Source organism: Parafrankia sp. BMG5.11, from assembly GCF_004337455.1.
The window spans coordinates 108,340-133,742 of record NZ_SJXI01000093.1 but is presented as its reverse complement, the minus strand read 5'-3'; the positions used below and the strand labels follow the sequence as shown (position 1 = coordinate 133,742).

General features: G+C 70.8%; 24 protein-coding genes and 1 pseudogene. 21 read left to right on the top strand and 4 right to left on the bottom strand.

Annotation, left to right across the window (positions count from 1 at the left end; translation table 11 throughout):
- From E0504_RS43530 to E0504_RS43515, 6 genes and pseudogenes are all read left to right on the top strand, one after another.
- The coding region (locus E0504_RS43530; RefSeq protein WP_165938801.1) for a zinc ribbon domain-containing protein at positions 1–291 on the top strand (291 nt) is incomplete at its 5' end.
- 41 nt (positions 292–332) lie between these two features.
- On the top strand, positions 333–851 hold the full coding sequence (locus E0504_RS52905; protein WP_243657889.1) for a hypothetical protein: 519 nt from the start codon (positions 333–335) through the stop codon (positions 849–851).
- Entirely contained in the window at positions 734–1,585 is an 852-nt protein-coding gene (locus E0504_RS43525) for a M20/M25/M40 family metallo-hydrolase (protein WP_243657888.1), read from the top strand. Before E0504_RS52905 ends, E0504_RS43525 begins: the two co-directional genes overlap by 118 nt.
- A 26-nt stretch (positions 1,586–1,611) precedes the next feature.
- A pseudogene (locus E0504_RS43520) lies at positions 1,612–2,352 on the top strand (DUF5937 family protein); the annotation flags it as partial.
- A gap of 112 nt (positions 2,353–2,464) precedes the next feature.
- Positions 2,465–2,650 (top strand): helix-turn-helix domain-containing protein, encoded by a 186-nt coding sequence (locus tag E0504_RS52900; RefSeq protein WP_235014454.1) that lies wholly within the window; start codon positions 2,465–2,467, stop codon positions 2,648–2,650.
- Positions 2,651–2,814: 164 nt separating this feature from the next.
- Positions 2,815–2,961, top strand: coding sequence for a hypothetical protein (locus E0504_RS43515; RefSeq protein WP_018500697.1), 147 nt, complete (start codon positions 2,815–2,817; stop codon positions 2,959–2,961).
- A gap of 32 nt (positions 2,962–2,993) precedes the next feature.
- Here E0504_RS43515 and E0504_RS43510 read toward each other — a convergent pair whose 3' ends face one another.
- A complete protein-coding gene (locus E0504_RS43510; RefSeq protein WP_112108057.1) occupies positions 2,994–3,353 on the bottom strand; it encodes a hypothetical protein in 360 nt (119 codons plus the stop codon).
- A gap of 307 nt (positions 3,354–3,660) precedes the next feature.
- Between E0504_RS43510 and E0504_RS43505 the strand changes: the two genes are divergently transcribed.
- From E0504_RS43505 to E0504_RS43495, 3 genes are all read left to right on the top strand, one after another.
- Complete coding sequence (locus E0504_RS43505; protein WP_373694000.1) at positions 3,661–4,791, top strand: YihY/virulence factor BrkB family protein; 1,131 nt, start codon at positions 3,661–3,663, stop codon at positions 4,789–4,791.
- 329 nt (positions 4,792–5,120) lie between these two features.
- Positions 5,121–6,428, top strand: coding sequence for a glycosyltransferase 87 family protein (locus E0504_RS43500; RefSeq protein WP_235014448.1), 1,308 nt, complete (start codon positions 5,121–5,123; stop codon positions 6,426–6,428).
- A gap of 329 nt (positions 6,429–6,757) precedes the next feature.
- Entirely contained in the window at positions 6,758–7,750 is a 993-nt protein-coding gene (locus E0504_RS43495) for a ParA family protein (protein ID WP_020461750.1), read from the top strand.
- Positions 7,751–7,762: 12 nt separating this feature from the next.
- On the opposite strand, the gene E0504_RS43490 is transcribed toward E0504_RS43495, so the two are convergent.
- On the bottom strand, positions 7,763–8,800 hold the full coding sequence (locus tag E0504_RS43490; RefSeq protein WP_112108055.1) for an aldo/keto reductase: 1,038 nt from the start codon (positions 8,798–8,800) through the stop codon (positions 7,763–7,765).
- Between the two features lie 301 nt (positions 8,801–9,101).
- Between E0504_RS43490 and E0504_RS43485 the strand changes: the two genes are divergently transcribed.
- From E0504_RS43485 to E0504_RS43435, 11 genes are all read left to right on the top strand, one after another.
- Positions 9,102–9,908, top strand: coding sequence for an SDR family NAD(P)-dependent oxidoreductase (locus E0504_RS43485; protein ID WP_112108054.1), 807 nt, complete (start codon positions 9,102–9,104; stop codon positions 9,906–9,908).
- A complete protein-coding gene (locus E0504_RS43480; protein ID WP_112108053.1) occupies positions 9,899–11,170 on the top strand; it encodes a sulfotransferase in 1,272 nt (423 codons plus the stop codon). Before E0504_RS43485 ends, E0504_RS43480 begins: the two co-directional genes overlap by 10 nt.
- Positions 11,167–12,393 carry an MBL fold metallo-hydrolase gene (locus E0504_RS43475; protein WP_112108052.1) on the top strand — a complete coding sequence of 409 codons (1,227 nt, stop codon included), beginning with the start codon at positions 11,167–11,169 and terminating at the stop codon, positions 12,391–12,393. The genes E0504_RS43480 and E0504_RS43475 overlap by 4 nt, the downstream gene beginning before the upstream one ends.
- A complete protein-coding gene (locus tag E0504_RS43470; protein WP_112108051.1) occupies positions 12,390–13,196 on the top strand; it encodes a sugar phosphate isomerase/epimerase in 807 nt (268 codons plus the stop codon). Before E0504_RS43475 ends, E0504_RS43470 begins: the two co-directional genes overlap by 4 nt.
- Positions 13,193–14,227 carry a zinc-binding dehydrogenase gene (locus E0504_RS43465; RefSeq protein WP_112108050.1) on the top strand — a complete coding sequence of 345 codons (1,035 nt, stop codon included), beginning with the start codon at positions 13,193–13,195 and terminating at the stop codon, positions 14,225–14,227. Before E0504_RS43470 ends, E0504_RS43465 begins: the two co-directional genes overlap by 4 nt.
- Positions 14,228–14,292: 65 nt before the next feature.
- Entirely contained in the window at positions 14,293–15,195 is a 903-nt protein-coding gene (gene cysD, locus E0504_RS43460; RefSeq protein WP_112108049.1) for a sulfate adenylyltransferase subunit CysD, read from the top strand.
- Positions 15,195–17,138 (top strand): sulfate adenylyltransferase subunit CysN, encoded by a 1,944-nt coding sequence (gene cysN / locus E0504_RS43455; protein WP_131627314.1) that lies wholly within the window; start codon positions 15,195–15,197, stop codon positions 17,136–17,138. Before cysD ends, cysN begins: the two co-directional genes overlap by 1 nt.
- Before the next feature lie 5 nt (positions 17,139–17,143).
- Positions 17,144–17,857, top strand: a complete 714-nt coding sequence (locus E0504_RS43450) for a 3'(2'),5'-bisphosphate nucleotidase CysQ (protein WP_112108060.1) — start codon at positions 17,144–17,146, stop codon at positions 17,855–17,857.
- Between the two features lie 150 nt (positions 17,858–18,007).
- Complete coding sequence (locus E0504_RS43445) at positions 18,008–19,411, top strand: FAD/NAD(P)-binding protein (RefSeq protein ID WP_165938800.1); 1,404 nt, start codon at positions 18,008–18,010, stop codon at positions 19,409–19,411.
- Positions 19,412–19,455: 44 nt separating this feature from the next.
- Positions 19,456–21,021, top strand: coding sequence for an ABC transporter substrate-binding protein (locus E0504_RS43440; protein ID WP_112108046.1), 1,566 nt, complete (start codon positions 19,456–19,458; stop codon positions 21,019–21,021).
- Positions 21,022–21,096: 75 nt separating this feature from the next.
- A complete protein-coding gene (locus E0504_RS43435) occupies positions 21,097–21,981 on the top strand; it encodes an NAD(P)-dependent oxidoreductase (RefSeq protein WP_112108059.1) in 885 nt (294 codons plus the stop codon).
- Between the two features lie 43 nt (positions 21,982–22,024).
- Here E0504_RS43435 and E0504_RS43430 read toward each other — a convergent pair whose 3' ends face one another.
- Complete coding sequence (locus tag E0504_RS43430; protein WP_112108045.1) at positions 22,025–22,945, bottom strand: IclR family transcriptional regulator; 921 nt, start codon at positions 22,943–22,945, stop codon at positions 22,025–22,027.
- A 393-nt stretch (positions 22,946–23,338) separates the two neighbouring features.
- Here E0504_RS43430 and E0504_RS43425 point away from each other — a divergent pair, with 393 nt between their 5' ends.
- Positions 23,339–24,058 carry a carboxymuconolactone decarboxylase family protein gene (locus E0504_RS43425; RefSeq protein ID WP_368672106.1) on the top strand — a complete coding sequence of 240 codons (720 nt, stop codon included), beginning with the start codon at positions 23,339–23,341 and terminating at the stop codon, positions 24,056–24,058.
- A 126-nt stretch (positions 24,059–24,184) separates the two neighbouring features.
- Here E0504_RS43425 and E0504_RS43420 read toward each other — a convergent pair whose 3' ends face one another.
- Positions 24,185–25,372 (bottom strand): cytochrome P450, encoded by a 1,188-nt coding sequence (locus tag E0504_RS43420; RefSeq protein ID WP_112108043.1) that lies wholly within the window; start codon positions 25,370–25,372, stop codon positions 24,185–24,187.
- Positions 25,373–25,403: the final 31 nt, after the last annotated feature.

Genomic DNA, 25,403 nt, shown 5'->3' with positions numbered 1-25,403 from the left:
TCGAAGACCTGTTCCGGCTGCGGCTGGCGAAACCCAAGCCTGACACTGTCGGACCTCACCTTCTCCTGCCCGTCCTGCGGGCTGGTGGCCGACCGCGACCACAACGCTGCGATCAACCTCAAACACCAGGTCGCCGCCAGTACGTCGGAGACCGTAAACGCCCGTGGAGCCGACCGTAAGACCAACGCGCCAGCACCACCGGCGCGGCGGCGGGTGGCTGTGAAGCGGGAACCGGGCACGGCCAAGACCGGTCAGACCCGGGGTGCCGGCGCGCAAGTGCCGGCGGCGTGAACGGTGAGCGCTATTGCTCATCGAGCCGCAACGGAGTCCTCATGCCCGCCATGTCTGCCTCACCCGCCGCGCGCACCGCGCCGGCCGGGCCCGCCGGGCCGGCGATCGAGTCCGTGCTGGAGAGCATCTCGGTCGCGCTGGCCGTGCTGCGGCCCCGGATGGACGCGGTGAGCCTGGCCATCCACGCCCGGCCGGAGCTGAAGTTCGCCGAGTTTCACGCCCGGGACGTGCTGACCGGCTGGCTCGGGGAGTCCGGTTTCACCGTCCGGGTGCCGGCGGGCGACCTGGACACCGCCTTCGTGGCCGTGCACGAGGGGGCGGAGCCCGGCCCGTGCGTCGCCGTCCTCGCCGAGTACGACGCGCTGCCTGGTGTCGGGCACGGCTGCGGGCACAACCTCATCGCGGCCGGGGCGCGGGCGCGGCGATCGCGGCCGTCCGCGCGCTGCCCGCCCACCCCGGCACGATCGCCGTCATCGGCACGCCCGGTGAGGAGATGGGCGGCGCGGGCAAGATCCGGCTCGCCGAGGCCGGGGTCTTCGACGGCGTCGACGCGGCGGTGATGTTCCATCCCGGCGACCGGTCGCTGACCGGCCGGCCCGGGCTGGCCGCTGCCCACCTGCGGGTCGCGTTCGCGGGGACGAGCGCGCACGCGGCCCTCTCGCCCTGGTCGGGGCGCAGCGCGCTGGCGGGAGCCCAGCTGTTCCTCAACGCACTCGACACGATGCGCCAGTTCGTCCCGCCGAGCGCCCGGCTGCACGGCATCATCTCGGACGGTGGCCAGGCCCCGAACGTCGTCCCGGCCCACGCCGCGGTGGACCTGTACGTCCGGGACGGCACGGCAGCCTCGGTCGAGGAACTGGTCGAGCGGGTCCGCGCGGCGGCCGCGGGCGCGGCGCTCGCCACCGGGACGGCGGCGGAGGTCACCGAGACCGGCCCGCTGTACGCGGAGCGCCGCGACAACACGGTGCTCGCCGAGCGGTTCGCGGCGGCGGTGCGCGCGCTGGGTGTGGACATCGCGCCCGGGGACCCGCGCGGCCCCGCCGGCTCCTCCGACATCGGCAACCTCTCCCAGCCGCTGCCGGTCATCCACCCGTACATCCAGATCGCCGAGGTCGGTACGCCCGGTCACTCCGACGCACTGCGCGAGGCGGCGGCCACGGCGTTCGCCCACGACCGCACCCAGGTCGCGGCGGCCGGGCTGGCCTGGGTGGTCACCGGCCTGCTCACCGACCCGGGCCTGCTGGCGGCGGCACGGGCGGAGTTCACGACGGTGTCCACGGGTGGCACGGACTGATCGACCAGCCTCCGTACAGTCAGCCCATGTCGGTCGTGATCGTGTTGGACGGCGCCGCCCCCGGCCGGTTCAGCGTCGCCGTCTCGCCGCTCGCGGAGCTGGCCGCCTGCCTGCATGTGCTGACCGGGTCCGCGCACCACACCGAGCACGCGGCCTGGGCCGACCAGGTCACCCGCACCGCCCCGCCCGCCTTCCGCGCCGGGCTGGGCCGCTTCGCGCCGCTGTGGACGGCGCTGCGGTGGCGCGCCTTCTACCCGGGGCTCGACGGTCCATCCCCGGTCGCCGCGCCGCTGGCCGGCCTCGGGATCGACCGGTTCGCCGAGCTCACCGCATACGCCTGCGCCAGCGGGTACCACGGCTTCGATTTCAGCCAGGTCTGCCACGACCCGGGGCAGGCCGCCGTGCTGCGTCATGCCGCCGCCCGGCTGCCGGAGCCGCACCTCGGCCTGGCCGAGGACCTGCTGCGCGACCCGGAGGCGCTGCGCGCGGACATCCTCCGCTTTCTCGACCTGTGCGGGCGGGTGTTCTTCGGCGGGCTCTGGGCGCAGACCGCGCCCGTGCTCGACCGGGCCGCCCACCTGGTGCGGCGCCGGCTCGCCGACGGTGGGCCCGCGCCGGCCCTGGTCTCGCTCAGCCCGTCGAGCGCGCGTCTCGTCGCGCCGTCGGCCGGCCCCGCCCGGGTCGTCTTCGACAAGGTGCACCACGCGGTGATCAACCCGGCCCGGACTCCGCTGCTGCTCATCCCCACCCGCTACGGTGCCCCGCACCTGCTGGTGAAGAACGAGCCAGGTCTGCCCCCCGTCGTCCACTTCCCGGTCGAGGCGCCGAAGGTCGGCTCCGAGCCGGGTGCGGCTGTGCCGGCTGATCGCGCGGCAGGCCATGACCACCGCAGACCTGGCGGACCGGCTGACGATGACCCGCCCCCAGGTCTCCCGCCATCTGCGTGCCCTGCGCGAGCTGGGGCTGGTGCGGATGGAGCGCCACGGGCGGCACGTCCTCTACGAGCTCGACGTCGGCGCGGTCGGCCGCATCGGGCGAGATCTGGCGACGGCCCTGCAGTACTGAGGCACCCACGGCCGCTGGGACGTCCCGCCGGGACGGCCGTGGTTCACCAGTTGTTCCAGCGCGAGCCGGTCCGCGGACCGCACACGTGACCCGCCCGGAAGCGACAATAGGTGCGACAGCAACGGCGGTGACGGGCGCGACGCGCCCGCCGGAGAGGAGGAGCGGTGAAGCGGCGTCTCAGCTGCCCGTGCGGAGCGTTCATCGAGGGCGAGGACGAGGACGACCTGGTCGAGAAGACGCAGGCGCATCTCGCCGAGAAGCACCCGGACCACCAGTACTCGCGGGACGAGATCCTGTTCCTCGCCTACTGAGCCGGCTCGTGCGGGCGGGCCCCGGTGGTGGGTCAGCCGTGGGTCAGCCGTTCGGCGTGCGCGGACTCCGAGGCGGCAAGGTCGCCGCGCTGGCTGGTGCGCAGCTGCCAGCGGGTGGGGCCGTTGGGTCCGTGCAGCCGACCAGTGGCCAGCGCCGCCTCGATCCGGCGCCGAACCGTGTGCTCCTGCTCCGGTTCGGTGGCGAAGAGGATCCGCAGCCGTACCCCGCGGTGGCCCGTCCGCGTCGCGTGTGTGTGGTGCGCGGCGAGGGGGCAGGGAGGCTGATGCTCCCAGTGCCCGCAGAGAGCGACGGTGACCGCGGCGCCGGGCGCCGCCACGTCGGCGTCGGGGCTCATGTCGATCACGGCGTCGTGGGCGAACGCTTGGCGCATGGGGCCCAGTATGTCGACTACCTGTCCACGGCGCCGGTTCGTCCGGTCTGGCCGCGGTGGGGCTCGTCCCGCCCGGGTTGGTCCCGCGACGGCAATCTGGGTGTGTCCTCGTCCGGGCCTGGCCGGCGTGAATGTCTATCACTTCCGGCCGTCTCCAGGGTCCCCGGTGCCGACCGGCGCCGTACGTCGGCTCGGGGACGAGCGGATACGCACCGGTCTGGCGATCTGGCCCCGCTCGGCGGGATTTGCGAACCGTCCGGGCGGCAACAACATCGTCATGGTGGGGATGCGCGGGAAGCGCGCCGGTATGGGGGACAAACGGGGCGGCGAGCCGGCGGACGAGGTGCCCGCGCCGCGCCCGGCGGATGACACGACAGGTGCCGTGGCCAGCGGCGGTGCGGCCCGTGGCGGTGCGGCAGGGGACGCGGCCGCCGCACCGGCCCGGCTCGGGCTGCGTTCGTGGTTCTGGGTGCTGGTCCGCACCGTCCGCGAGTTCCGCCGGGACGATCTCCCGGACCGGGCCGCCGCGCTCACCTACTACGGGGTGCTCGCGATCTTCCCCGCGCTTCTCGTGCTGGTCTCGCTGCTCGGCGTCGTCGGGCGGCAGGCGACCGACAGCGTCCTGGAGAACCTGCAGGAACTGACACCGGGGTCGGCCCGCGACATCGTGCACGACGCCGTCACCGGGCTGCGGGACGCCCCCGGCACGAGCGGGCTGCTCGCCGTGCTGGGTCTCGCGGCGGCCCTGTGGTCGGCATCCGGGTACATCGCGGCCTTCATCCGAGCCGCCAACGCCATCTACGACATGCCCGAGGGACGTCCCGTCTGGAAGGTCGCCCCGCTCCGGCTGGCCGTCACGGTGCTGCTGATGGTCCTGCTGGCCGGGAGCGCCGTGATCGTCGTGTTCAGCGGCGGGCTGGCGCGGCAGGTCGGCCGGATGATCGGCCTCGACGACGCGATGATCACTCTGTGGTCGGTGGCGAAGTGGCCGGTCCTGGTCCTGTTCGTCGTGGTCATGATCGCGCTGCTGTACTGGAGCACCCCCAACGCCCGGGTTCGCGGCTTCCGCTGGATGACGCCCGGCAGCCTGCTGGCCGTCCTGATCTGGCTGGCGGCGTCCGCGGCGTTCGCCTTCTACGTGTCGAACTTCGGCTCGTACAACAAGACCTACGGGGCACTCGCCGGAGTGATCGTCTTTCTGGTGTGGCTGTGGCTGTCGAACCTGGCGATCCTGCTCGGCCTGGAGTTCGACACCGAGATCGCCCGGGGACGGGCGATCTCGGTGGGCCACCCGGAGGATCTCGAGCCCTACGTCGAACCCCGTGACACCCGTGCCTGGCCCAAGGAGATGAAGGCGTCCCTGCCGGCGGGGCGGCGCCGGTCCTGGCTGCCCGGCCGGCGGTCGCGCCGCCGCATGGCTGGCGCTGCCGAGAGCTGACGACCTGCAGTCACAGCGAGACACGCTCGCCGAGTATCTCACCGCCCGGCGCGGAGTAATCCCCTATCGGAATCAGGGGGCGTCGACCGGAATCGGTGAATGCGATGCGGGCAGCACTGTCCGCCGGCGGTCCAGGCCGGCCCGGTGGGCCCTGAGCGGTGGGGCCGCAGCGGTGGCGGCGGGGCCGCGGCGGTGCGGTAACGTCTGAGCCCGCACGGATCCCGCGCCCGCGGACCTCGTTTTCCCGGTGTCGGCCCGTTGCTGTCCAGTGCGTCGCGGGTAACGGGAGCCCGCAGCACGTTCGGCTTTCGGTGGATGGAAGTGCGTCCTTGAACCTGGCGCCACAACCGCGGCGCCTTCAGGCTGCCGCTCGAACAACGGGAACCGCCACCGGGCTCGGTTTCGCGGTTCTTTTCCTCACCTTCGCGGTGACCAGCCGGCTGACCGACCTCGTCGTCTACCGGTTGGGCGGGAACGTCCTGCTGCACGGCGGGGACCTCTACTCGGCGGTGGAACCCGCCTCGGGGCTGCCGTTCACCTACACCCCCTTCGCGGCGGCGGTGTTCACGCCGCTCGCACTGCCGCCGCGGCCGGTCGCGCAACTGGTCTGGACGCTGCTCCTGCTGGTCTCGCTGTACTTCTTCTGCGCCACCTCGCTGGCGGCGATCCGGCCGTCCCCGGCCGGCCGCTGGCCCGGGGTCCGCGCCGTCGGCCCGGTCGTCGGCCTGGCGATGCTGGCCGAGCCGATCCGGCGGAACTTCGACCTGGGCCAGATCAACATCGCGCTGGGGCTGCTCGTCGCGCTGGACCTGTTCGGCCGGCGCGGGCCGCTGCCGCGGGGTGTGCTCATCGGGATCGCCGCCGGGATCAAGCTCACCCCACTGATCTTCGTGCCGCATCTGCTTCTCACCGGCCGCCACCGCGCCGCCCTGACCGCGGTGGCGACGTTCGGCGTGACGATCGGCGTCGGCTTCGCGGCGAGCCCCGGCTCGTCGGCGACGTACTGGTCCGAGACGTTCCTCGACCCCGGCCACGTGGGTGGCGTCCCGTTCGCCGGGAACCAGTCACTGCTCGGCGTCCTGGCCCGCCTCATGTCCGGTGCGGACAACGCGCGGCCGCTCTATCTCCCGCTGGCCGCGGTGGTCGCCGCCGTCGGCCTGGCGACGGCGGCGCGGCTGTTCCGCTCGGGTGCGCGGCTGCCCGGGGACGTCACCTGCGCTCTGACCGGCCTGCTGGTGTCGCCGATCTCGTGGAGCCATCACTGGGTGTGGGCGGTCCCCGCGCTTCTCTGGATGTCCGCGGCCCCCGGCCGGCCGCGGTGGGGACGGGGCGCCGCGGTGGCCGGCTACGGGCTGCTCGTGGCCGCTCCGATCTGGTGGGTCCCGAACACGGGCGACGCCGAGTTCTCCCACCACGGCTGGCAGCTGCTGGCCGGGAACTGCTACTTCCTCGCCGCGCTGCTCCTTCTCGGGGCGCTGGCGGCGTGGGCGCTGACGGGGGCCCGCGGCGGGCCGCGGGCCCCCGTGCCACGGCTGCCCGACCAGCGGATCGTCGGGCGGCGTGTGCCTGGGCCGCGGGTCCCCGACCCGCGGCGGCGATCAGGAGATGTGGCCGGCGCCCTTCCCGGAGGCGAGTAACCACAGCAGGTACGGCCCCCCACGACGGCGGTCCCGATGCCCACGGGCCGCGCGTCGCGCACGCCGGAACGGGTCAGCCCGTACGGCACGACGCTGGTCGGCATCGCGCGGCGGCCGGCGGGACGTCCGGGACCTCGCCTGAGCAGGGACTTCTCGGCCCGGCCCACACCATCGGGCCGGGTAGGCGTCCCCTCTGCCCCGGTCTGGGTGGGCCGGTCCCGTCGATCGCCGTAATCTGCTCGTAAGCCGGACGGGGGAGCCCGACAGTACGGCCGAGCGGAAGGCCGGTCCGTCATCGAACGGAGCGTGCGACTGGGAGCGAGGACGCGGTGAAGGTCGTGGCGATCGCCAGCTACAAGGGCGGCGTGGGCAAGACCACGCTGACCGCCAACATCGGCGCGGCCATCGCCAGCCTGGGCCGGCGGGTCCTGCTGATCGACCTGGACCCGCAGGCGAACCTCACCCTCAACTTCTACCGCGCCGACACCTGGCACACGGAGCTCGCCGACCAGCGCAGGACGGTCAAGGCCTGGTTCGAGTCGTGGCGGCCGGAGGCCATCCCGCCGCCGCTGGCCGGGTACGTGACCACCCCGCCGGTCGTGGCCGCCGCCATCGCCGCCCGCGGCGGGACGCTGGACCTGCTCGCCTCGCACCTGGCGCTCGGCGACATCGAGATGGACCTCGTCGCCCGGCTCGGCGGCGCGCAGGCGCACCGGTCCACCCGCCACTACTTCGACGTCTACCAGCGGCTGGCGACCGGCCTGGCCTCCTTCTCGCCGAACGACTACGACCTCGTCCTGATCGACTGCCCGTCGAACTTCGGGGTGATCACCCGGGCCGCGGTCGCCGCCTGCGACCACCTGCTCGTCCCGTCCCGGCCCGACAACCAGTCGACGACGGGCATCGAGCACCTGATGGGCAAGCTGGGCCGGTTCGTCTGGGAGTACAACCGGGTGGCGGAGCTGCAGTTCGGAATCCGCCCGGCGGTGAAACGGCTCGAGCCGCGCCTGCTCGGCGTCGTACTCACCATGGTGCAGTACTACCGCGGCCGGCCGACGAGCTTCCTGCGCCCGCACATCGACCGGGCCGGCAGCCTCGGCATCCCGGTGTTCGAGTCGATGCTCCGCCTCAGCAACCGGAGCTTCGTCGGCACGGCCGGCGCCCAGCTGCCGGCCGTGCTCTCCCCGGACCTCTCTCCGGACCTGGCCCGGGACATGCTCGCCCTGGTCGAGGAGTTCCTGCGGCGCATCAGGCCGGCCGGCGCCGCGACCACCCGCTCCGTTGATCCCTCAGTGCTCGTCGACCCGGCCTGGATGTCGTGACGCCGTCCGCGCTCAGCGCGTCGGTCGGCGGCGTGCCGGAGCAGCCAGGGCCGGGCTGACCCATCCGTCGTCGGCGGGGTTGATGGTCGTACCGGGAGGCACGATCTCGTCGATGCGGTCCAGGACGTCGTCGGAGAGCTCGATGTCGGCGGCGGTCAGCTGGGACTCCAGATGGTCCATCGTTCGCGGGCCGATGATCGCCGCGGTCACCGCGGGATGGCGCAGGACGAAGGCGATCGCCAGCTCGATGAGGCTGATCCCCGCCTCGGCGGCCACCTTGGCGAGTTGCTCGGCGGCGTCCAGCTTGCGCCGGTTGGCCGGCAGCGCCAGATCGAAGCGGTCGCTGAGCCGCCGCCGCGCCTCGGACGCCGGCGCCGCGGCGTCCGCGCCGGCGCTGTAGCGGCCCGAGAGCCAGCCCCCGGCGAGCGGGCTGTACGGGATCACACCCATCCCGTACCGGGCACAGGTCGGCAGGACGTCGACCTCGATCCGGCGGGTGAGGATCGAGTACGGCGGCTGCTCGCAGACGAAACGCTCCCGGCCGCGCTCCCGTGCCGTCCACTGGGCCTCGACGATCGCGGAGACCGGAAACGTCGAGTGGCCGACGTAGCGGACCTTCCCGGCCCGGACCAGGTCGGTGAGCGCGCCGAGCGTCTCGTCGAGATCGGTGCCGGGGTCGTAGCGATGGATCTGGTACAGGTCGATCCAGTCGGTCCCGAGCCGCCGCAGCGAGTCCTCGACCTCGCGGATGATCCAGCGGCGCGAGTTGCCCCGCTGGTTGGGATCGTCGCCCATCGGCATGTGGACCTTGCTGGCGAGGATGACGTCCTCGCGCCGACCACCGGCCAGCGCCTTCCCGACGATGGTCTCCGACTCGCCCCGCGAGTAGACGTCCGCGGTGTCGATGAAGGTGATGCCGGCATCGAGCGCACGATGGATGATCCGGATGCTCTCGTCGTGATCCTCGGTTCCCCAACGCCCGAACATCATGGCTCCGAGGCACAGCTTGCTGACCGAGACACCGGTACGGCCGAGAGAACGATGCTCCATGTCTGTCCTGTCCGAACACCGGCACGAACGCCGTGCGTCGGTGTTCATGTCGTCGCTTCCACGGCTGCGTCACAGCGCAGGCTAGGCCGGTCGGCGCCCGGCAGGGAGGCCCTGGCAGTCCACCCCGCGAAGCCGGCACGGGACCGGACCGGGGCCGGACGCGGTTGCGGAACGTGACCGTCCGGCGTGGTCAGGCGGTGTACGAGGGCATCCCCTTCGATCACAACATCCGCCCTCCCGGGAGCAGCCGCAGTCGAGTGGAGGCTTGACAGCGATTTACGTTTTGCTATAGCAATATCTCGTGTTCGACTTAACGGGACGTGTGGTCCTGATCAGCGGGGGGAACGCCGGGATCGGTCTGGCCTTCGCCCGTGGCATCGCCCGGGCTGGCGGTGACGTCGTCATCTGGGGCCGCCGGGCGGAGAAGAACGCCGAGGCGGCCAGGGTGCTGTCCGGGTTCGGCCACCGGGTCCTGGCGCAGGAGGTCGACGTCAGCGACGAGGACCGCGTGGTGCGGGCGATGGCTGAGGCGGTCGAGGAGATGGGCCGGGTCGACGGCGTCATCGCCAACGCGGGGATGATGCGCAACGAGCGCAGCTTCCTCGACATGACCACCGAGGCGTGGCACAGCCTGCTGGCGGTGAACCAGCACGGCGCCTACCTCACCGTGCGCGAGGGCGCGCGGCACATGAAGGCCCGGTACGACGCCGGTGACGCCGGTGGGTCGCTGCTGTTCTGCGCCAGCCTCTCAGCGTTGACCGGCAGCCCCGGCATGCAGCACTACAACGCCTCCAAGGGCGCCATGGTCGCCATGTCGCGGGGCATCGCCGTCGAGGCGGGCCGCTACGGCGTCCGCTGCAACGTCGTGTGCCCCGGGCACACGACGAGCGAGACGGTCCGGATCCCGGCGGGCAGCCCGTTGTCCGACCGCATCCTCGCCTACAACCCCTCGGGCCGGATGGGTACCCCGGACGACTTCGAGGGCATCGGCGTCTACTTCATGAGCGACTGGTCGCGCTTCCACACGGGCGATCTCGCGGTCGTCGACGGCGGGTGGATGGCGAACGCCGGCAAGACCAACATCAGGGAGCTTCCCCAGTGGCCGTGAAAGTGCTCCGCGTCGAGGGGATGCGGGAGAACCGGCGCAGTCCCGAGGAGACGAACGCGCTGGAGTCGGCCGAACGGCGTCCGGTCGACATGAGCGTCGGCCGCGTCCTCGACGCCGCCAGAACCCAGACCGGCCTGGACGACTTCGGGCCCATGGACTTCACCGAACGGCTCGGCCGGCTGCTGGACGAGGTGGCGGCCGACGACAACGTGTGGCGGGCCCACAAGGCGATCTTCGTCGACCACTGCGTCAAGGCCGCGGTCAACCGCCTGCTCATCCAGGACTACTGGACGCGCCACCCCGATGCGCTCGACGTGCGGATCACGCGGCCGATCAACGTCGTCGCGCTGCCCCGCTCGGGCAGCACCCACCTGGAGAACCTGGTCGCCGCGGACCGCAGGCTCCGTCACCTTCCGGTCTACCTGGCGGCCCAGCCGGCGCCGCGGCCAGGCGAAACGCCTACGCCCGGTGCCCTGGACCCCCGGTGGCTCCGTTCAGAGGCGCGATGGCAGAACGTCAGCAAGAACGAGATCATGGCCGCGATGCACGAGCACTCGCCCGACCACGCGTGCGGCGAGAACGAGCTGCAGCTCCCCGACTTCGCCAGCTACCAGTGGGAGTGGCTGGCCCAGGTGCCCGGTTTCAGTGACCACTACCTGAGCCACGACCAGACACCGCACTACCGGTACATGCGCGACGTGCTGAAGACCATCGCGCACCAGTTCCCGGACGAGCGGCGCTGGATGGTCAAGTCGAACCAGCACAGCGAGCAGCTGGTCCCGCTGCTGGCCGTCTACCCGGACGTCACGGTCGTGATGATCCACCGGGATCCCGTGGCCACGTTGCAGTCCCTGCTCACCATGCGCGGCCTCGCGCTCAAGAACAGCCAGAAGCAGCCGGACATCGACGCGCACGTCGAGTACTGGGTGAACCGCATCGAGCAGATGCTGCGTAGATATATGCGCGACCGGGAGCTGGTACCGAACGGGCAGCTCGTCGAGCTGCAGTTCGCCGACATCATCGCCGACGACGTCCGGTCCGCGACGCACGTGCTCGAGCGGGCCGGCCTGCCGGTGACCGACGAGAGCGTCGCCGACATCCGCGCCTACATAGCCTCCCACCCGCGCGGAAAGCGCGGCCGAGTGGTCTACGACCTGGAAGGCGACTTCGGTCTCGCCGCGGACGAGCTGCGGGAACGGTTCGCCTTCTACACCGACGCCTTCGCCATCGCGGCCGAGGCGGGAAAGAGCGGCGCCCGGTGAAGCAGCCCCTGAACGCCCTCATCGTCAAGGAGGGGGAGGGCCAGCAGGACGCCGTCCCCGTCAACGACCACATCTTCACCTCGAAGGGCATCTCCAACAGCTACCTGGTCACCACCCCCGACGGCGACGTGCTGATCAACACCGGCATGTACACCGAGGCGGAGCAGATCAAGGCCCGCTTCGGCCGGGTGAGCTCCGGCCCGCTCCAAATGATCGTCTTCACCCAGGGCCACCCCGACCACGTGGGCGGCTGGTCCCAGATCACCGCGCCGGGCGTCGAGACGATCGCCCAGGCCAACCACGCGGACGTCCGCGAGTACTGGCGACGGCTGCAGCCGTTCTACTCCAGCCGCAGCACCCACCTGTGGAAGCGCGACGTCACGGGCGTCGACCGCACCTACCAGCCGCCCGAGGCCGTGGTCACCACCACCTTCCTGGACAACCACGCCTTCACCCTGGGCGGACGCCGCTTCGAGCTCTACTCGACTCCGGGCGGCGAGACGACGGACTCCCTGGTCGTGTGGCTCCCCGACGAGCGCACCGTGTTCACCGGCAACCTCACCGGGCCGCTGTTCGGGCACGTCCCCAACCTGTACACGATCCGCGGCGACAAGATCCGCGGCTCGTTGTCGTACATCCACTCCGTCGACCGGGTCATCGGGCTCGAACCCGAGGTCCTCATCACCGGGCACGGCGAGCCGGTGCGCGGGGCCGAGGAGATCCGCCGCCGCCTCACCCAGCTGCGCGACGCCACCGAGTACCTGCGCGACCGCACCATCGAGGGCATGAACGCGGGCGTCGACCTGTGGACCCTGATGGGCCAGATCACGCTGCCGCCCGAGCTGGCCATCCCGCAGGGGCACGGCAAGGTGCCCTGGATCGTCCGGGCGATCTGGGAGGAGCACACCGGCTGGTTCCGCTACGAGTCGACCACAGAGCTCTACGACGTGCCCGCCTCCGCCGTCTGGGCCGACCTGCTGGACATGGCCGGTGGGACCGGCCCGCTGGTCGACCGGGCCCGGGCCCACCTGGACGCCGGGCGGCCGGTCGAGGCACTGCACCTGATCGACATGGTGCTCTCCCGGGAACCGAAGGATCCCGAGGCCCTGCGGATCAGGCTCGGGGCCCACGAACTGCTGCTCGAGCGCAGCGGCCGGGAGAACTTCAGCGAGGTCCGCTGGCTCGAAGCCGAGATCCGTGACCTCCGGGAGATGCTGCCGTGACCCATCCCCGGCTCTCGGTCAGCGAGATGTGCACCTACCCGCAGCCCTTCGCCGACGAGCTCGCGCTGTGGGACGAGCTCGGCCTGCGCCACGTGGGTCTCGTCGTCGCCAAACCCGACGACTACGGACGCGCCGCCGCGGTCGAGGCGCTGCGGGCACGTTCCCTGACGGCCACCACCGTGATCACCGGCAACTTCGACCTCTCCGCCCCCGAAAGCTGGGACGCGACCCGCGAGCGGATCAACAGCGCCGTGGACCTCGCGGCCCAGGTGGGCGGCTGCACCTACTTCACCCCGGGACGGCGCGACGGCCGTTCGTTCGACGAGCTCGCGGCGGCGCTGGCACGGGCGGTCGAACCCTGCGCGTCCTACGCCGAGTCCCGCGGGGTCCGGCTGGCGATCGAGCCCTCGCTGCGCACCGACCAGTCCTTCGTCCACACCCTGCGCGACGGCATCGACGTCGCCGACCGCGCCGGGATCGGCCTGATCGCCGACATCGGGAACTGCTGGGCGGAACGCGACGTCGAGGACACCGTCCGCCGGGCCGGACCGCGCCTGGCGGCGGTCCAGATCTGCGACGCCGTCTACGGCACACCCTCGAAGCCCTCCCCCGGCGGCCGCGTCGTCCCCGGTGACGGAGACCTCGACCTCGCGTCGTTCGTCGAGGCCGCGATCGACGCCGGATACACCGGCGCCTTCGAACTCGAACTCGTCGGCCCCGCCATCGAGGCCGAAGGGCACATCAGCGCCACCCGGCGCGCGGTGGAACGCGCGAGCGGGCTGCTCGAGGAGGTCCTGACGTGAGCCGTGCCATCGTCTTCAACGGCGACGAGACCTGGGAGGAACGCGACCTCCCCGTCCCCGACCCCCAGCCCGGCGGCGCCGTCCTGCGCGTCGAGGCCACCGGCCTGTGCCACAGCGACATCGACCACTTCCGTGGCCACGTCCACACCTCCTGGGGCGGTGCCTTCCCCTCCATCGCCGGCCACGAGATCGTCGGCCGCGTCGAGAAGATCGATTCGGCCACGGCCGAGGCGTGGGGGGTGGCGGAAGGCGACCGGGTCGCCGTCCGTGAGCTCCTCGTCACGTCCGAGGGGTACCGGATCTACGGCCACGACTTCTCGGTGGACGAGGGCTCGGGCCTGTACGGCGGCTTCGCCGAACACCTCGAACTGCTGCCCGGTTCGCAGGTCTACCGCCTGCGCGAGGACCTCCCCGCCGACCAGCTCACGGTCTTCGAACCGCTGAGCTGCGCGGTCACCTGGGTGGCGCCGGTCAGGAAGGACGACGTCGTCGTCATCGAGGGGCCAGGCCACATGGGGATGGCGACCATCGTCGCCGCCCGTGCGGCCGGAGCCTCGACCATCATCGTCACCGGCACGGCCAGGGACCGCTTCCGCCTCGGCTGGGCACTGCGCGTCGGCGCCGACCACACCGTCGACGTCGAGTCCGAGGACCCCCTCGAACGGGTCCGCGAGCTCACCGAAGGCCGCATGGCCGACGTCGTCATCGACGCCGCCGCCGGCAATCCGGTCACCGTCAACCTCGCCATGGACCTCGTCCGCAAGGGTGGGCACGTCGTCATCGCCGGGATGAAGGACCGCCCCCTCGAAGGCTTCCACAGCGACTGGATCCCCACCCGACGGATCACCCTGCACCCCGGCGCGGGCCTCGACACCGAGGCGGCCGTCGACCTCATCAACGCGGGCAAGGTACCGACCGGTGAGCTGCTCGGCGACACCTTCCCCCTCGAACATTTCGAGGATGCCTTCGCGCTCCTGACCCGCAGGACACCCGGCCGAGACTCGATCCGGATCGCCCTGCGCCTCACCTAGTCTCCCGCTGCGGTATCCGGGTGCGTCCCTTGATGGAAAGAAGTCCATTCATGAGAACTCCACTGATGTCGAGGATGACGCATCTGCAGCGGCTGGAGGCGGAGAGCATCCAGATCTTCCGGGAGGCGGTGTCCGAGAGCGAGCGGCCGGTGATGCTGTACTCGGTCGGCAAGGACAGCTCGGTGATGCTGCACCTGGCGATGAAGGCGTTCTACCCGTCGAAGCCGCCGTTCTCCCTGCTGCACGTGGACACGACCTGGAAGTTCCGGGAGATGTACGAGTTCCGCGACAGTGTCGTCGACCAGCTCGGCGTCGAGCTGCTGGTGCATCAGAACCCGGAGTGCGTCGAGCGGGGGATCAATCCGTTCGACCACGGTTCGGCGACGCATACCGACCTGTGGAAGACCGAGGGTCTCAAGCAGGCGCTGGACAGGTACGGCTTCGACCTGGCGTTCGGGGGTGCGCGCCGCGACGAGGAGAAGTCCCGGGCGAAGGAGCGGGTGTTCTCCATCCGGTCCGCCCAGCACCGGTGGGATCCCAAGGCACAGCGGCCGGAGCTGTGGCGTCTCTACAACGCGCGCACGCAGCCCGGGCAGAGCGTCCGCGTGTTCCCGCTGTCCAACTGGACCGAACTGGACGTGTGGCAGTACATCCACCGCGAGCGGATCCCGATCGTTCCCCTCTACTTCGCCGCGCACCGCCCCGTCGTCGAACGGGACGGCGCTCTGATCATGGTGGACGACGACCGCATGCCGCTGCGTCCCGGCGAGGTTCCGGTCCGACGCAGCGTCCGTTTCCGCACGCTGGGGTGCTACCCGCTGACCGGGGCGGTGGAGAGCACCGCCGGCACTCTCCCGCAGATCATCCAGGAGATGTTGCTGACGACGAGCTCGGAACGCCAGGGCCGGGTGATCGACCATGACTCGTCCGGGTCGATGGAGAAGAAGAAGCAGGAGGGGTACTTCTGATGGCGCACGCGACCAACGACCTCGTCGCGGACGACATCGAGGCCTACCTGTCGGCGCACGAGCACAAGTCGATGCTGCGGTTCATCACCTGCGGCAGTGTCGACGACGGGAAGTCCACGCTGATCGGGCGGCTGCTCTACGACTCGAAGCTGGTGTTCTCGGACCACCTCGCCGCGCTGGAGACCGACTCGAAGAAGATCGGCACGCAGGGCGACGGCCTGGATTTCGCGCTGCTGGTGGACGGGTTGGCCGCCGAGCGGGAACAGGGCATCACGATCGACGTGGCGTACCGGTTCTTCTCCACCGAGCGGCGGAAGTTCATCGTCGCGGACACCCCCGGGCACGAGCAGTACACCCGGAACATGGTGACCGGGGCGTCCACCACGGATCTGGCGGTGATTCTCGTCGACGCCCGCAAGGGTGTGCTCACCCAGACCCGGCGACACAGCTACCTCGTCTCCTTACTCGGGATCCGCAACATAGTCCTGGCGATCAACAAGCTGGACCTCGTCGACTACTCCCGGGACGTGTTCGCCGGCATCGAGGCGGACTACCGGGCGTTCGCGGCCGAGATCGGACTGAGCGACATCGTCGCGATCCCGTTGTCCGCGCTGGCCGGGGACAACATCACCGCACTGTCGCCGAACACTCCCTGGTACACCGGCCCCACCCTCGTCGGTCACCTGGAGTCCGTCGAGATCGCCGACGACCTGCACACCGGCCCGTTCCGCCTGCCCGTGCAGTGGGTCAACCGGCCCAACCTGGACTTCCGTGGCTTCTCCGGGCAGATCGCCGGCGGTGCCGTGCGCCCCGGAGACCGCGTTCGAGTGCTGCCGTCCGGTCAGGAAAGCACCGTCGCGCGGATCGTCACCGCCGACGGCGACCTCGACGAGGCGGCCGCGGGCCAGTCGGTCACTCTCACGCTCACGGACGAGATCGACGTCAGCCGCGGCGACGTCCTCGCCGCGGCCTCGGATCCGCCCGCAGTCGCGGACCAGTTCGAATGCCACCTCGTCTGGATGGCCGAGGAACCCATGCTTCCCGGCCGTCCCTACCTGCTCAAGATCGGGAGCAGCACTGTCGGGGCGACGGTCACGCAGCCGAAGTACAAGGTCAATGTCAACACTCTCGAGCACACCGCCGCCCGCACCCTCGATCTCAACGAGATCGGCGTGTGCAACATCAGCCTCGACCGGCAGATCCCGTTCGACCCCTACACCGCCAACCGGGACCTGGGCGGGTTCATCCTCATCGACCGCTTCACCCAGGCCACCGTGGCCGCCGGGCTGCTGCACTTCGCGCTGCGTCGCGCCGACAACGTGCACTGGCAGGCGGTCGAGGTGGACAAGGACGCCCGCGCCCGGCTGAAAGGCCAGCGCCCGGCGGTCGTCTGGTTCACCGGCCTGTCCGGCGCCGGGAAGTCGACCATCGCGAACCTGGTCGAGAAACGGCTCCACGAGCAGGGCTACCACACCTATCTGCTGGACGGTGACAACGTCCGGCACGGCCTGAACAAGGATCTCGGGTTCACCGACGCCGGCCGGGTCGAGAACATCCGCCGCGTCGCGGAGGTGGCCCGGCTCATGGTCGACGCGGGCGTCATCGTGCTGGCCTCGTTCATCTCCCCGTTCCGCGCCGAACGTGCACTGGCCCGCGACCTGCTCGGCGCCGGCGAGTTCGTCGAGGTGCACGTGGACGCGCCCCTGGCGGTGGCCGAGGCCCGGGACCGCAAAGGGCTCTACGCCAAGGCCCGGCGCGGAGAACTGATCCACTTCACCGGCATCGACTCCCCGTACGAGCCCCCCGAGAACCCCGAACTGCGCCTCGACGCCAGCGGCGCCCACCCGGCCGCGGCCGCCGCCGACCTGGTCGTCGACCATCTGCGTCAGGCTGGTGTGCTCGCCCCGCCCGCGCCTCGCCCGACCCCGCCCGCCGGAGCATGAACAGCATGGACGATCACGCACTTGCCACGGCCCTCGCCGAGCAGGCGGGGTCCCTCCTCCTCGACATCCGCGGGCGGGGTGGGGCCGAGGGGGATCGCCAGTCCAACGAGCTGCTGCTGCGCCTGCTCGCGCAGGCACGTCCGGACGACGCCGTGCTGTCCGAGGAGAGCGCCGACGATCCCATCCGCCTCACCCGGGGCCGGGTCTGGATCATCGACCCGCTCGACGGGACCCGCGAGTACGGCGAGCCGCCACGGGACGACTGGGCCGTCCACGTCGCCCTCGCCGTCAACGGGACACCCACCGCGGGGGCGGTCGGACTGCCCGCCGCCGGCCTCGTGCTGCACACCGGCGAACCACCGGCCCTCGCCGCCCCGACTCCCGGCCCGGTTCGCCTCGCCGTCTCGCGCACCCGCCCACCCGCCTGCGTCGACCAGCTTGTCGCCCGCCTGGACGCGGCACTGGTCCCCATGGGTTCCGCCGGCGCCAAGGCCATGGCCGTCGTCCGCGGCGACGTCGACGTCTACGCCCACTCCGGCGGGCAGTACGAATGGGACTCCGCCGCCCCCGTCGCCGTCGCCCACGCCGCGGGCCTGCACACCTCCCGCCTCGACGGCAGCCCCCTGCGCTACAACGAGCCCAACCCCTACCTCCCCGACCTGCTCATCTGCCGTCCCGAGCTCACCGACACAGTCCTGCGAGCACTCCATGACGCCTGACCGGGGCCCCCGCGGCCTTTCCCCGTGGGCCGCCGGGAAAGGCTGCCGACACACGGGCGGCGGGGAGCCGGGATGACACACGCCGAGGGACGCACGTGCGGTGACGCAGCGGCCGGGCGTCGAGGTCGGACTGGCGCCGGCGGCCCGTCCGTGGCGATCGTGGGAGGAGGCGCCAGCGGCGCGCTGTGCGCGACGCACCTGCTGCGGGAGTCGACGAGGTCCGGAGCGCTGGTCCGCATCACGATCATCGATCGGGACGGCGGCTACGGGCCAGGGCTCGCCTACGGGACCACGTATCCCCGGCACCGCCTCAACGTGCCGGCCGGCCGCATGAGCGTCTTTCCCGACCAGCCGGAGCACTTTGTCGAATGGGCGCGGGGCGCCGGAGTCCCAGCGGACCCCGGTGCTTTCCTGGCACGCGGACTCTACGGGTCCTATCTGACCGAGGTCCTCGCCTCGGCCGAGCGCGACGCGCTGCCCGGCGCGATCGAGTGGGTGCCGGCCGAAGCCACCGAGGTCTCCGTCGCCCCGGACACCGCAGGGCTCCGGATCGGGCTGTCGGGCAGGGAGCCGATCGACGCCGACTGCGTGATCCTGGCGCTCGGCGTTCTTCCCAGGGAGCCTCCCGGCTGGGCGACGAAGCCCGGCTGCGCCGCGCGCTACGTGGCGGACCCGTTGCGCGGGGACGCTCTCGGACGCATCGAGGACGGGGACGACGTTCTCCTGCTGGGCACCGGGCTCACGATGGTGGATGTGGCTCTGCGGCTCACGGAGCGGCGGCCGAGGTTGACGATCCGGGCCGTCTCCCGGCATGGCCTGCTTCCCCACCGGCACCGGCCGGCGGATCCCGCAGCGGGTTCGGTGCCCGCGGTGAATTTCAGCCCGTCGTCCGGTGCGGGCCCTCGTGACCTGGTCCGCGCGATCCGCCGCGCCGCGGCGGTGGACCCCTGCCGGTGGCGCGAGGTCGTCGACAGCCTGCGAGCCCGGTCAGAGCAGGTGTGGAGCGGACTCGACCACGACTCCCGACGTGTTCTCCTCGCCCGGTTCGGGCGCTACTGGGACATCCACCGCCACCGCATGGCGCCCGAGGTCGCGGTCTGGATCGACGACCTGGTGCGGCGGCGGCAGCTGCGGCTCGGCCGGGGCAGCGTCGTCGAGGCGGCGGACGACGGCGACGCGCTGCTGGTCAGGCTCCTGCAGGACGGCCAGCTTCGTGAGCAGCGGTTCCACTGGATCGTCGACTGCTCGGGCCCGCCGGCCGACGTCTCGCGTTCCCCGGACAGGCTGACAGCCCAGCTCCTCACCTCGGGCTTCGCGAGAGTCGAACCGCTACGCCTCGGGCTGGAGACGGATCCGGGCGGGCGGCTGATCGCCCGTGACGGGAGACCCCACAGCAACGCCTTCACGCTGGGCCCCCCGCGCCGGGGCGGCCTGTTCGAGACGACGGCGATCCCGGAACTCAGAGAACAGGCCCAGTCACTGGCGGAGAAGATATCGGCGCTGCTTTACAGCGGAAGTCGGCGCCGTGGCGCAGGTGCGGAAACCGCGCAGTAGAAGACCCGAAAACGTTCCTGATATCAATCGCGAGGGAAAAGTTCATGATGTTCAGTAGGTCTCGATTAATCGTTACGGCCGTTGTGTGCGGTGCGGTTCTGGCTCTGGGGGCCTGTGGTGGTGCTGATCCCGCGTCGTCGACGGGCGGTGCCACCGGAGAGCCGGTCGCGGGTGGTCATGGCCGCATCCTGATGCTCAGCGACCCCCGTAGCCTGGACCCGGCGACGCTCGGCAACGCCTACGCGACCACCGGCGCCCTCGGCAACGCCCTGTACGGCACCTTGATGACGACCGACGACGCCGGTGAGATCCAGTACACGATGGCCGAGTCGTTCACCACCACCGACGGCGGCGCGACCTTCACCCTGAAACTGCGCCCCGGCCTGACGTTCTCCGACGGCACCCCGCTGGACGCCGAAGCGGTGAAGTTCGACTGGGACCGCCTCAAGGATCCCGCCACCCGCGCGACCAACCTGTCCGAAGCATCGATGATCTCCTCGACCGAGGTCGTCGACAGCACCACACTGAAGATCGCCATGGCGGCGCCCGCACCGAAGTACGCCCACTCGGTCATCACCTCCACCCTGAACTGGATCGCCTCACCCGCGGCTCTGCAAAAGGGCGCGCAGGCCTTCGACGCGGCCCCGGTCGGTGCCGGGCCGTTCACCCTGACGAGCTGGACCCGCCAGGCAGCCATCGAACTGGCCAGGAACCCCCGCTACTGGGACGCACCCAGGCCCTACCTCGACCGTCTCACCCTGCGCACCACCTCCGACACCAGCCAGCGCTTCAACACGGTGCTCACCGGTGGCGCGGACGTGGCCATCGAGTCGAACCCGGTCAACATCGAAAAGGCCACCGACGCCGGCCTGCCCACCACCGTCATGGCCCTCAGCGGTGGCACCTTCATCGCGCTGAACACCCGCCGGGCACCCTTCGACGACGTCCGCGCCCGCCAGGCCGTCGCCGCCGCCCTCGACATGGACGCGCTGAACCTCGCCGTCTACAACGGCAAGGGCGAACCCGTCGACACCCTGTTCAGCGACACCTCGCCGTTCCACTCGGACACACCACTGCGCACGACGGACAAGGCGACCGCCCAACGGCTCTTCGACGAACTCGCTGCCGAAGGAAAGCCGGTGACCTTCACCTACTCCAGCGCTCCCACCACCGAGAACAGGAACACAGCCGAGAACATTCAGGCCCAGCTCGGCGCTTTCAAAAACGTCAAAGTCAACGTAAAGGTCATCGAAGTGACCGAACTCGCCGCGCTACGCACGACCCACGACTTCGACGCCGCCACCTCGTCGGCGTTCTTCCAGGACCCCGAGCCACGGCTGTGGACGGCCTTCGCCGCCGGTTCGGCCGCGAACCTGTCCGGGATCAACGACCAGGAACTCAACGACGCCCTCCTCGCCGGCCGGACCGGTACGTCGGAACAGGAACGCGCAGCCGCCTACAAGACGGTGCAGCAGCGACTAACCGAGCTGTCCCCGGTGGTCTTCCTCACTCGAGCCGAACCCAGCGCCATCGCGGGAAAGAACGTGGGCGGCCTCATCCAGTACGGACTCGGATCTCTGCTGCCCGACCAGATCTGGATCCAGAAGTAGCGGTCGTTCCTGATCCGGGCGCCGACCCGACGACAGATGGGCTCCGACCCGTCGGAGATCACCCAGGGGGTACTTGTGGACACTCCGCCGATTTCCCCCGTTCCGCCGGGCGTCGGGGGAACGAGAGTCGGTTTCATCGGGCTGGGCAGCCAGGGCGGGCCGATGGCCCGGCGCATCGCGGACGAGGGCTACCCTCTGACGGTCTGGGCTCGCCGCGCGGCGTCCGTGGAGCCGTTCGCGGGGGTCGCCGCCGTAGCTTCCACGCCTGCGGAGGTCGGCGAGTCGAGTGACGTGGTCGGCATCTGTGTGGTCGCGGATGCCGACGTGGAGGACGTGCTGCTACGGGACGACGGTGTCCTGGCCGGTATGGCAGCCGGGGGAGTCGTCGTCATCCACTCCACGATCCGTCCGGAGACCTGCCAGCGCCTTGCCGCCGAGGCGGCGAAGCAGGAGATCTCGATCATCGACGCGCCGGTCAGCGGCGGAGGCGATGCGGCCGCGCAGCGCAGGCTGCTGGTCATGGTCGGTGGTGAGGACGACGCCGTCGCGCGGTGCCGCCCCGTCCTCGAGGCCTTCGCCCGGCCGGTGATTCATCTCGGTCCGCTCGGAAGCGGGCAGGTGGCGAAGCTGGTGAACAACTTCGTCTTCACCGCACAGGTGGGCCTTGCCCTCGAGACGTTCTCGTTCGCGCAGCGACTGGGCATGGATCGCGTCGCGGCGGCCCAGGTGTTGGCACACGGCAGCGGCGGTACCCGCGCCAGCGCGATCCTGGCCGCTTCCGGCTTCGACACCACGGGGCTGCGTCAGGCTGAGCCGCTGCTGCGCAAGGACGTCGGCATCGTTCTTGACGTCGCCCGGGCCGCCGGTGTTCCGGAACCGGCCGCTCTGGTCGAACTCGCCCGAAACACCTTGAGCGCTCTGGGAAACGGCCCGAAGGCCCAGGTATCCCCGAAGGCCTAGGTAACGACGCCCGTCGGCGAGGCTGGACCCTCTCCCCTCGCCGTCAGCGGCGTCCTGGGGGTCTGCCTTCCTGGCTCTGGGCGGGTGGGCGACCGCGTGCCTGACGGGTGGCGATGGTCGCGGCACTGGTGAGTCGTCGGCCGAGGTCCAGGACGGTGGTGACGGGGACTGGTTGGCCGGGGCCGGTGATGCTGAGTGAGAGCAGGACGCGTCCGATGGGGTCGAAGATCGGCGCTGCGATGGTCTTGAAGGTGATTTCGTCGGAGTCGGTCAGCGTGTCGAGGGAGAGCAGCATTTCGTCGGTCTGACTCATCGCCTTGGCGAGGTGCTGTTCGGCGTCGTCGTCGGTTGGTTCGTTGCGCACTCGGCTCATCGCCTTCATCACCGCGGGTGCGGAGATCGCGGGCAGGGGGACGCTGAAGCCTCGGGCGCGGGTCTCGGTGAGGACGTTGCGGTAGAAGTCGGCGAGCGCCGGGGGGAGGGCGGCGCGTTCGAGCCAGGTGCTGATGGCCGTGTCGTCGGCCCAGGCCATGAACACGGCGCCGATCGGTGCGAGTAGGGGCGAGCGGTCGCCGGGGTAGCCCAGGCTCGGGGTGGGTGGTTGCGGTCCGCGCCGTGCCAGGAAGATGACGTCTCTCCCCGCGATCGCGCTCACTCCCGTCTCGGTGCCGAGTTCGTCCGCGAGTATGTCGGCCTGCTCGATGGCGGCCCCGATCGCCGGGTGCTGTTCGAGGGCGGCGAAGCCGGTCACCGCGAGTGCCGGTCCCAGGACATAGGTGCGGTGGGCGGGGTCGCGTACCACGAACCCGCAGTCGGTCAGCACCGCGAGGGTGGCGTGCGCGGAGGCGATGTTCATCCCCAGGTGCCCGACCAGCTCGCTGATCGTGAAGCCGCGGGACGGGTGCGCGGTGAGGAACGAGACGATGTCCGCGGCGCGGGCGGAGGCGGGTGCGGCACGGGCCATGGAGCGACCGTAGCGGATCAGGCCCCTTGACAGCAATCTGCGTTTTGCTATAGCAATGTCTCTATGCGGCGACGGTGTCGCCTGTTCGTGAATCCCACCCCGTCGGCCGGATCGCAATGTTGTGTGATCTGACCGTATGTCACCAGCTCCAGACGGCTTCGAGCAGCCTGAGGAACCAGACCGGCGCCGTCCTGCTGTCGTTCATCGACCTGCTCTGCGAAAAGCATGAACTCCGGGGCTGTCAGTGGCGTGTGGAATGCGTGGGAGCGTATGCGATCTGTCGTGGCCCCGCAGATCCGATCAGATTTCTCGGCCTTCAACTGGACGACTGTGCGTGATCGGAGGGCTCATCCCGTGGGCAACACAGCCGCAGAGCAATGCTTCCGTGAGGTCATGACCGTCGAACCACCTGATGTGGCGACGCCCTTCGAGGTGGCGACCCGCGACTTCGTGTTCGGGGAGGTGTGGCGCCGGCCCGGTCTGAGCCGGCGCGACCGGCGGTGGGTCACCCTGACCTGTGTGGCCGCTGCCGACGCGCCCGAGCCGATCGACGCCCACGTCTACGCGGCGCTCAACAGCAGTGACATCGAGCTCGAGGCCATGCTGGAGTTCGTCCTCCATTTCGCCGTGTACTGCGGGTGGCCCAAGGCCTCTCATCTCGAGGGCGTGATAGTCCGGCAGTGGGCTCGCATCCAGCAGGAACAGGGCAGGTCAGCGGCCCCGTGGCCGTCGCTCGACAACGGCGGGCTCGGGCCCAACGACTGGGAACAGCGGCTGGAGCGAGGGGTCGAGGAGTTCATCGACGTGAATCTGACGCCGGCGCCGCGGCCCGAGACACCCTACCGTCACGCCGGAATCCTCAACTTCGTGTTCGGCCATGTCTGGCAGCGGCCGGGCCTCACCCGTCGCGAGCGCCGCATCATCACCGTCGCCTGCGTCGCCATCGACGACTCGCCCATGCCGTTGAAGACGCACGTCACCTCCGCCCTGCACTCCGGCGACATCACGAAGGTGGAGATGGACGAGATCGTTCTACAGTTCTCCGCCTACTACGGCTTCGCCAAGGGCGCGGCGCTGGGCGACACCGTGGAGGCGGCCGTGCTACCGGCGTAGACGAGGCGGCAGGGGTGCAGGCAAGGCTGTGGCGTCAGGCGGAGAACAACCTGGCGGGCCTCCCGACTACGGCGATGCCCTGACCTGGGTCGGGCATCGCCGAAGGCGTGGAGCCCGGCGTGACACCTAGACGATGATCGGCAGCTCCTCGTAGCCGCGCACGGTGCTGGTGTGCAGGCGCACCGTGTTGTCGTGGTCGACGTCCCAGGTCGGGAAGCGGCGCAGGGTCTCCTCCAGCGCGATGCGTCCCTCCATGCGGGCGAGGGAGGCACCGAGGCAGAAGTGGACGCCGCGGCCGAGGGAGAGGTGCCTGTCGAACGTGCGCCGGATGTCGTAGCGGTCCGGGTCGTCGTACTTGCGATCGTCGCGCCCGGCGGAACCGGTGAGCAGCAGGACCTTGGACCTGGCGGGGATCTCGGTGCCGTGTACCTCGACGTCGCGGGTGGTGACGCGGCCCTGGACGGGGGACGGCGCCTCGTAGCGCAGCGTCTCCTCGACGGCGCCGCCCAGCAGCGACGGGTCGGCGGCCAGGTCGGCCCGCTGGTCGGGGTGGGCGGCCAGCAGGACGCAGGCCCAGCCGAGCAGCCGGGCGACGGTCTCCGTGCCCGCCGAGACGAGCAGCGCGGTGAAGTCCGTGGCCTCGCTGAGGCTGAGCCGGCGGGTGCCGTCGTCGGTGGTGATCTCCGCCTGGGTGAGCGCGGTCATCATGTCGTCCCGAGGGTTCTTGACCCGCTCCTGGATCTGCCCGTTGAGGTAGCCGTGGAACTTGGCCGTGGCGGCCATGGCCGTCTCGTTGAACATGCCCTTCTCCGGGTCCAGGTAGAACGTCCCGTCGATCATCTTGCGGACGTCCTCCCGGTCGGCGGGGTCGACGCCGATGAGCTGGGAGATGACCAGCGAGGGGAGCTGGGCGGCGAAGTCCTGCACGAAGTCGAACCCGCCGCTGCCGACCTGGGGGTCGAGCAGCTCGGCGCACAGGTCGCGGATGACGCCCTCGAGACCGCCGACGCGGCGCGGGGTGAAGGCCCGGGAGACCAGGACGCGCAGGAGGGTGTGCGTGGGCGGGTCCATGAAGATGATCTGGCCGGTGTCCCATGGTTCCGGCTTCATGAGCTCGAGGACCGTGCCGTACTTGGAGCTGTAGGCCGCGGGATCGAGGTGGGCCGTGTCGACGTCGGTGAAGCGGGAGAGCGCGTAGAAGTCGAACTTCTCGTTGTGGTAGACCGGCGCCTCGTCGCGCATCCGCTTCCACAGCGGGTGCGGGTTGACGTCGATCTCCTTGTCGAACGGGTCCCAGTACAGATCGTCCGTCACAGGGTGGGTCCTTTCGTCGTCGGTCCCGGGA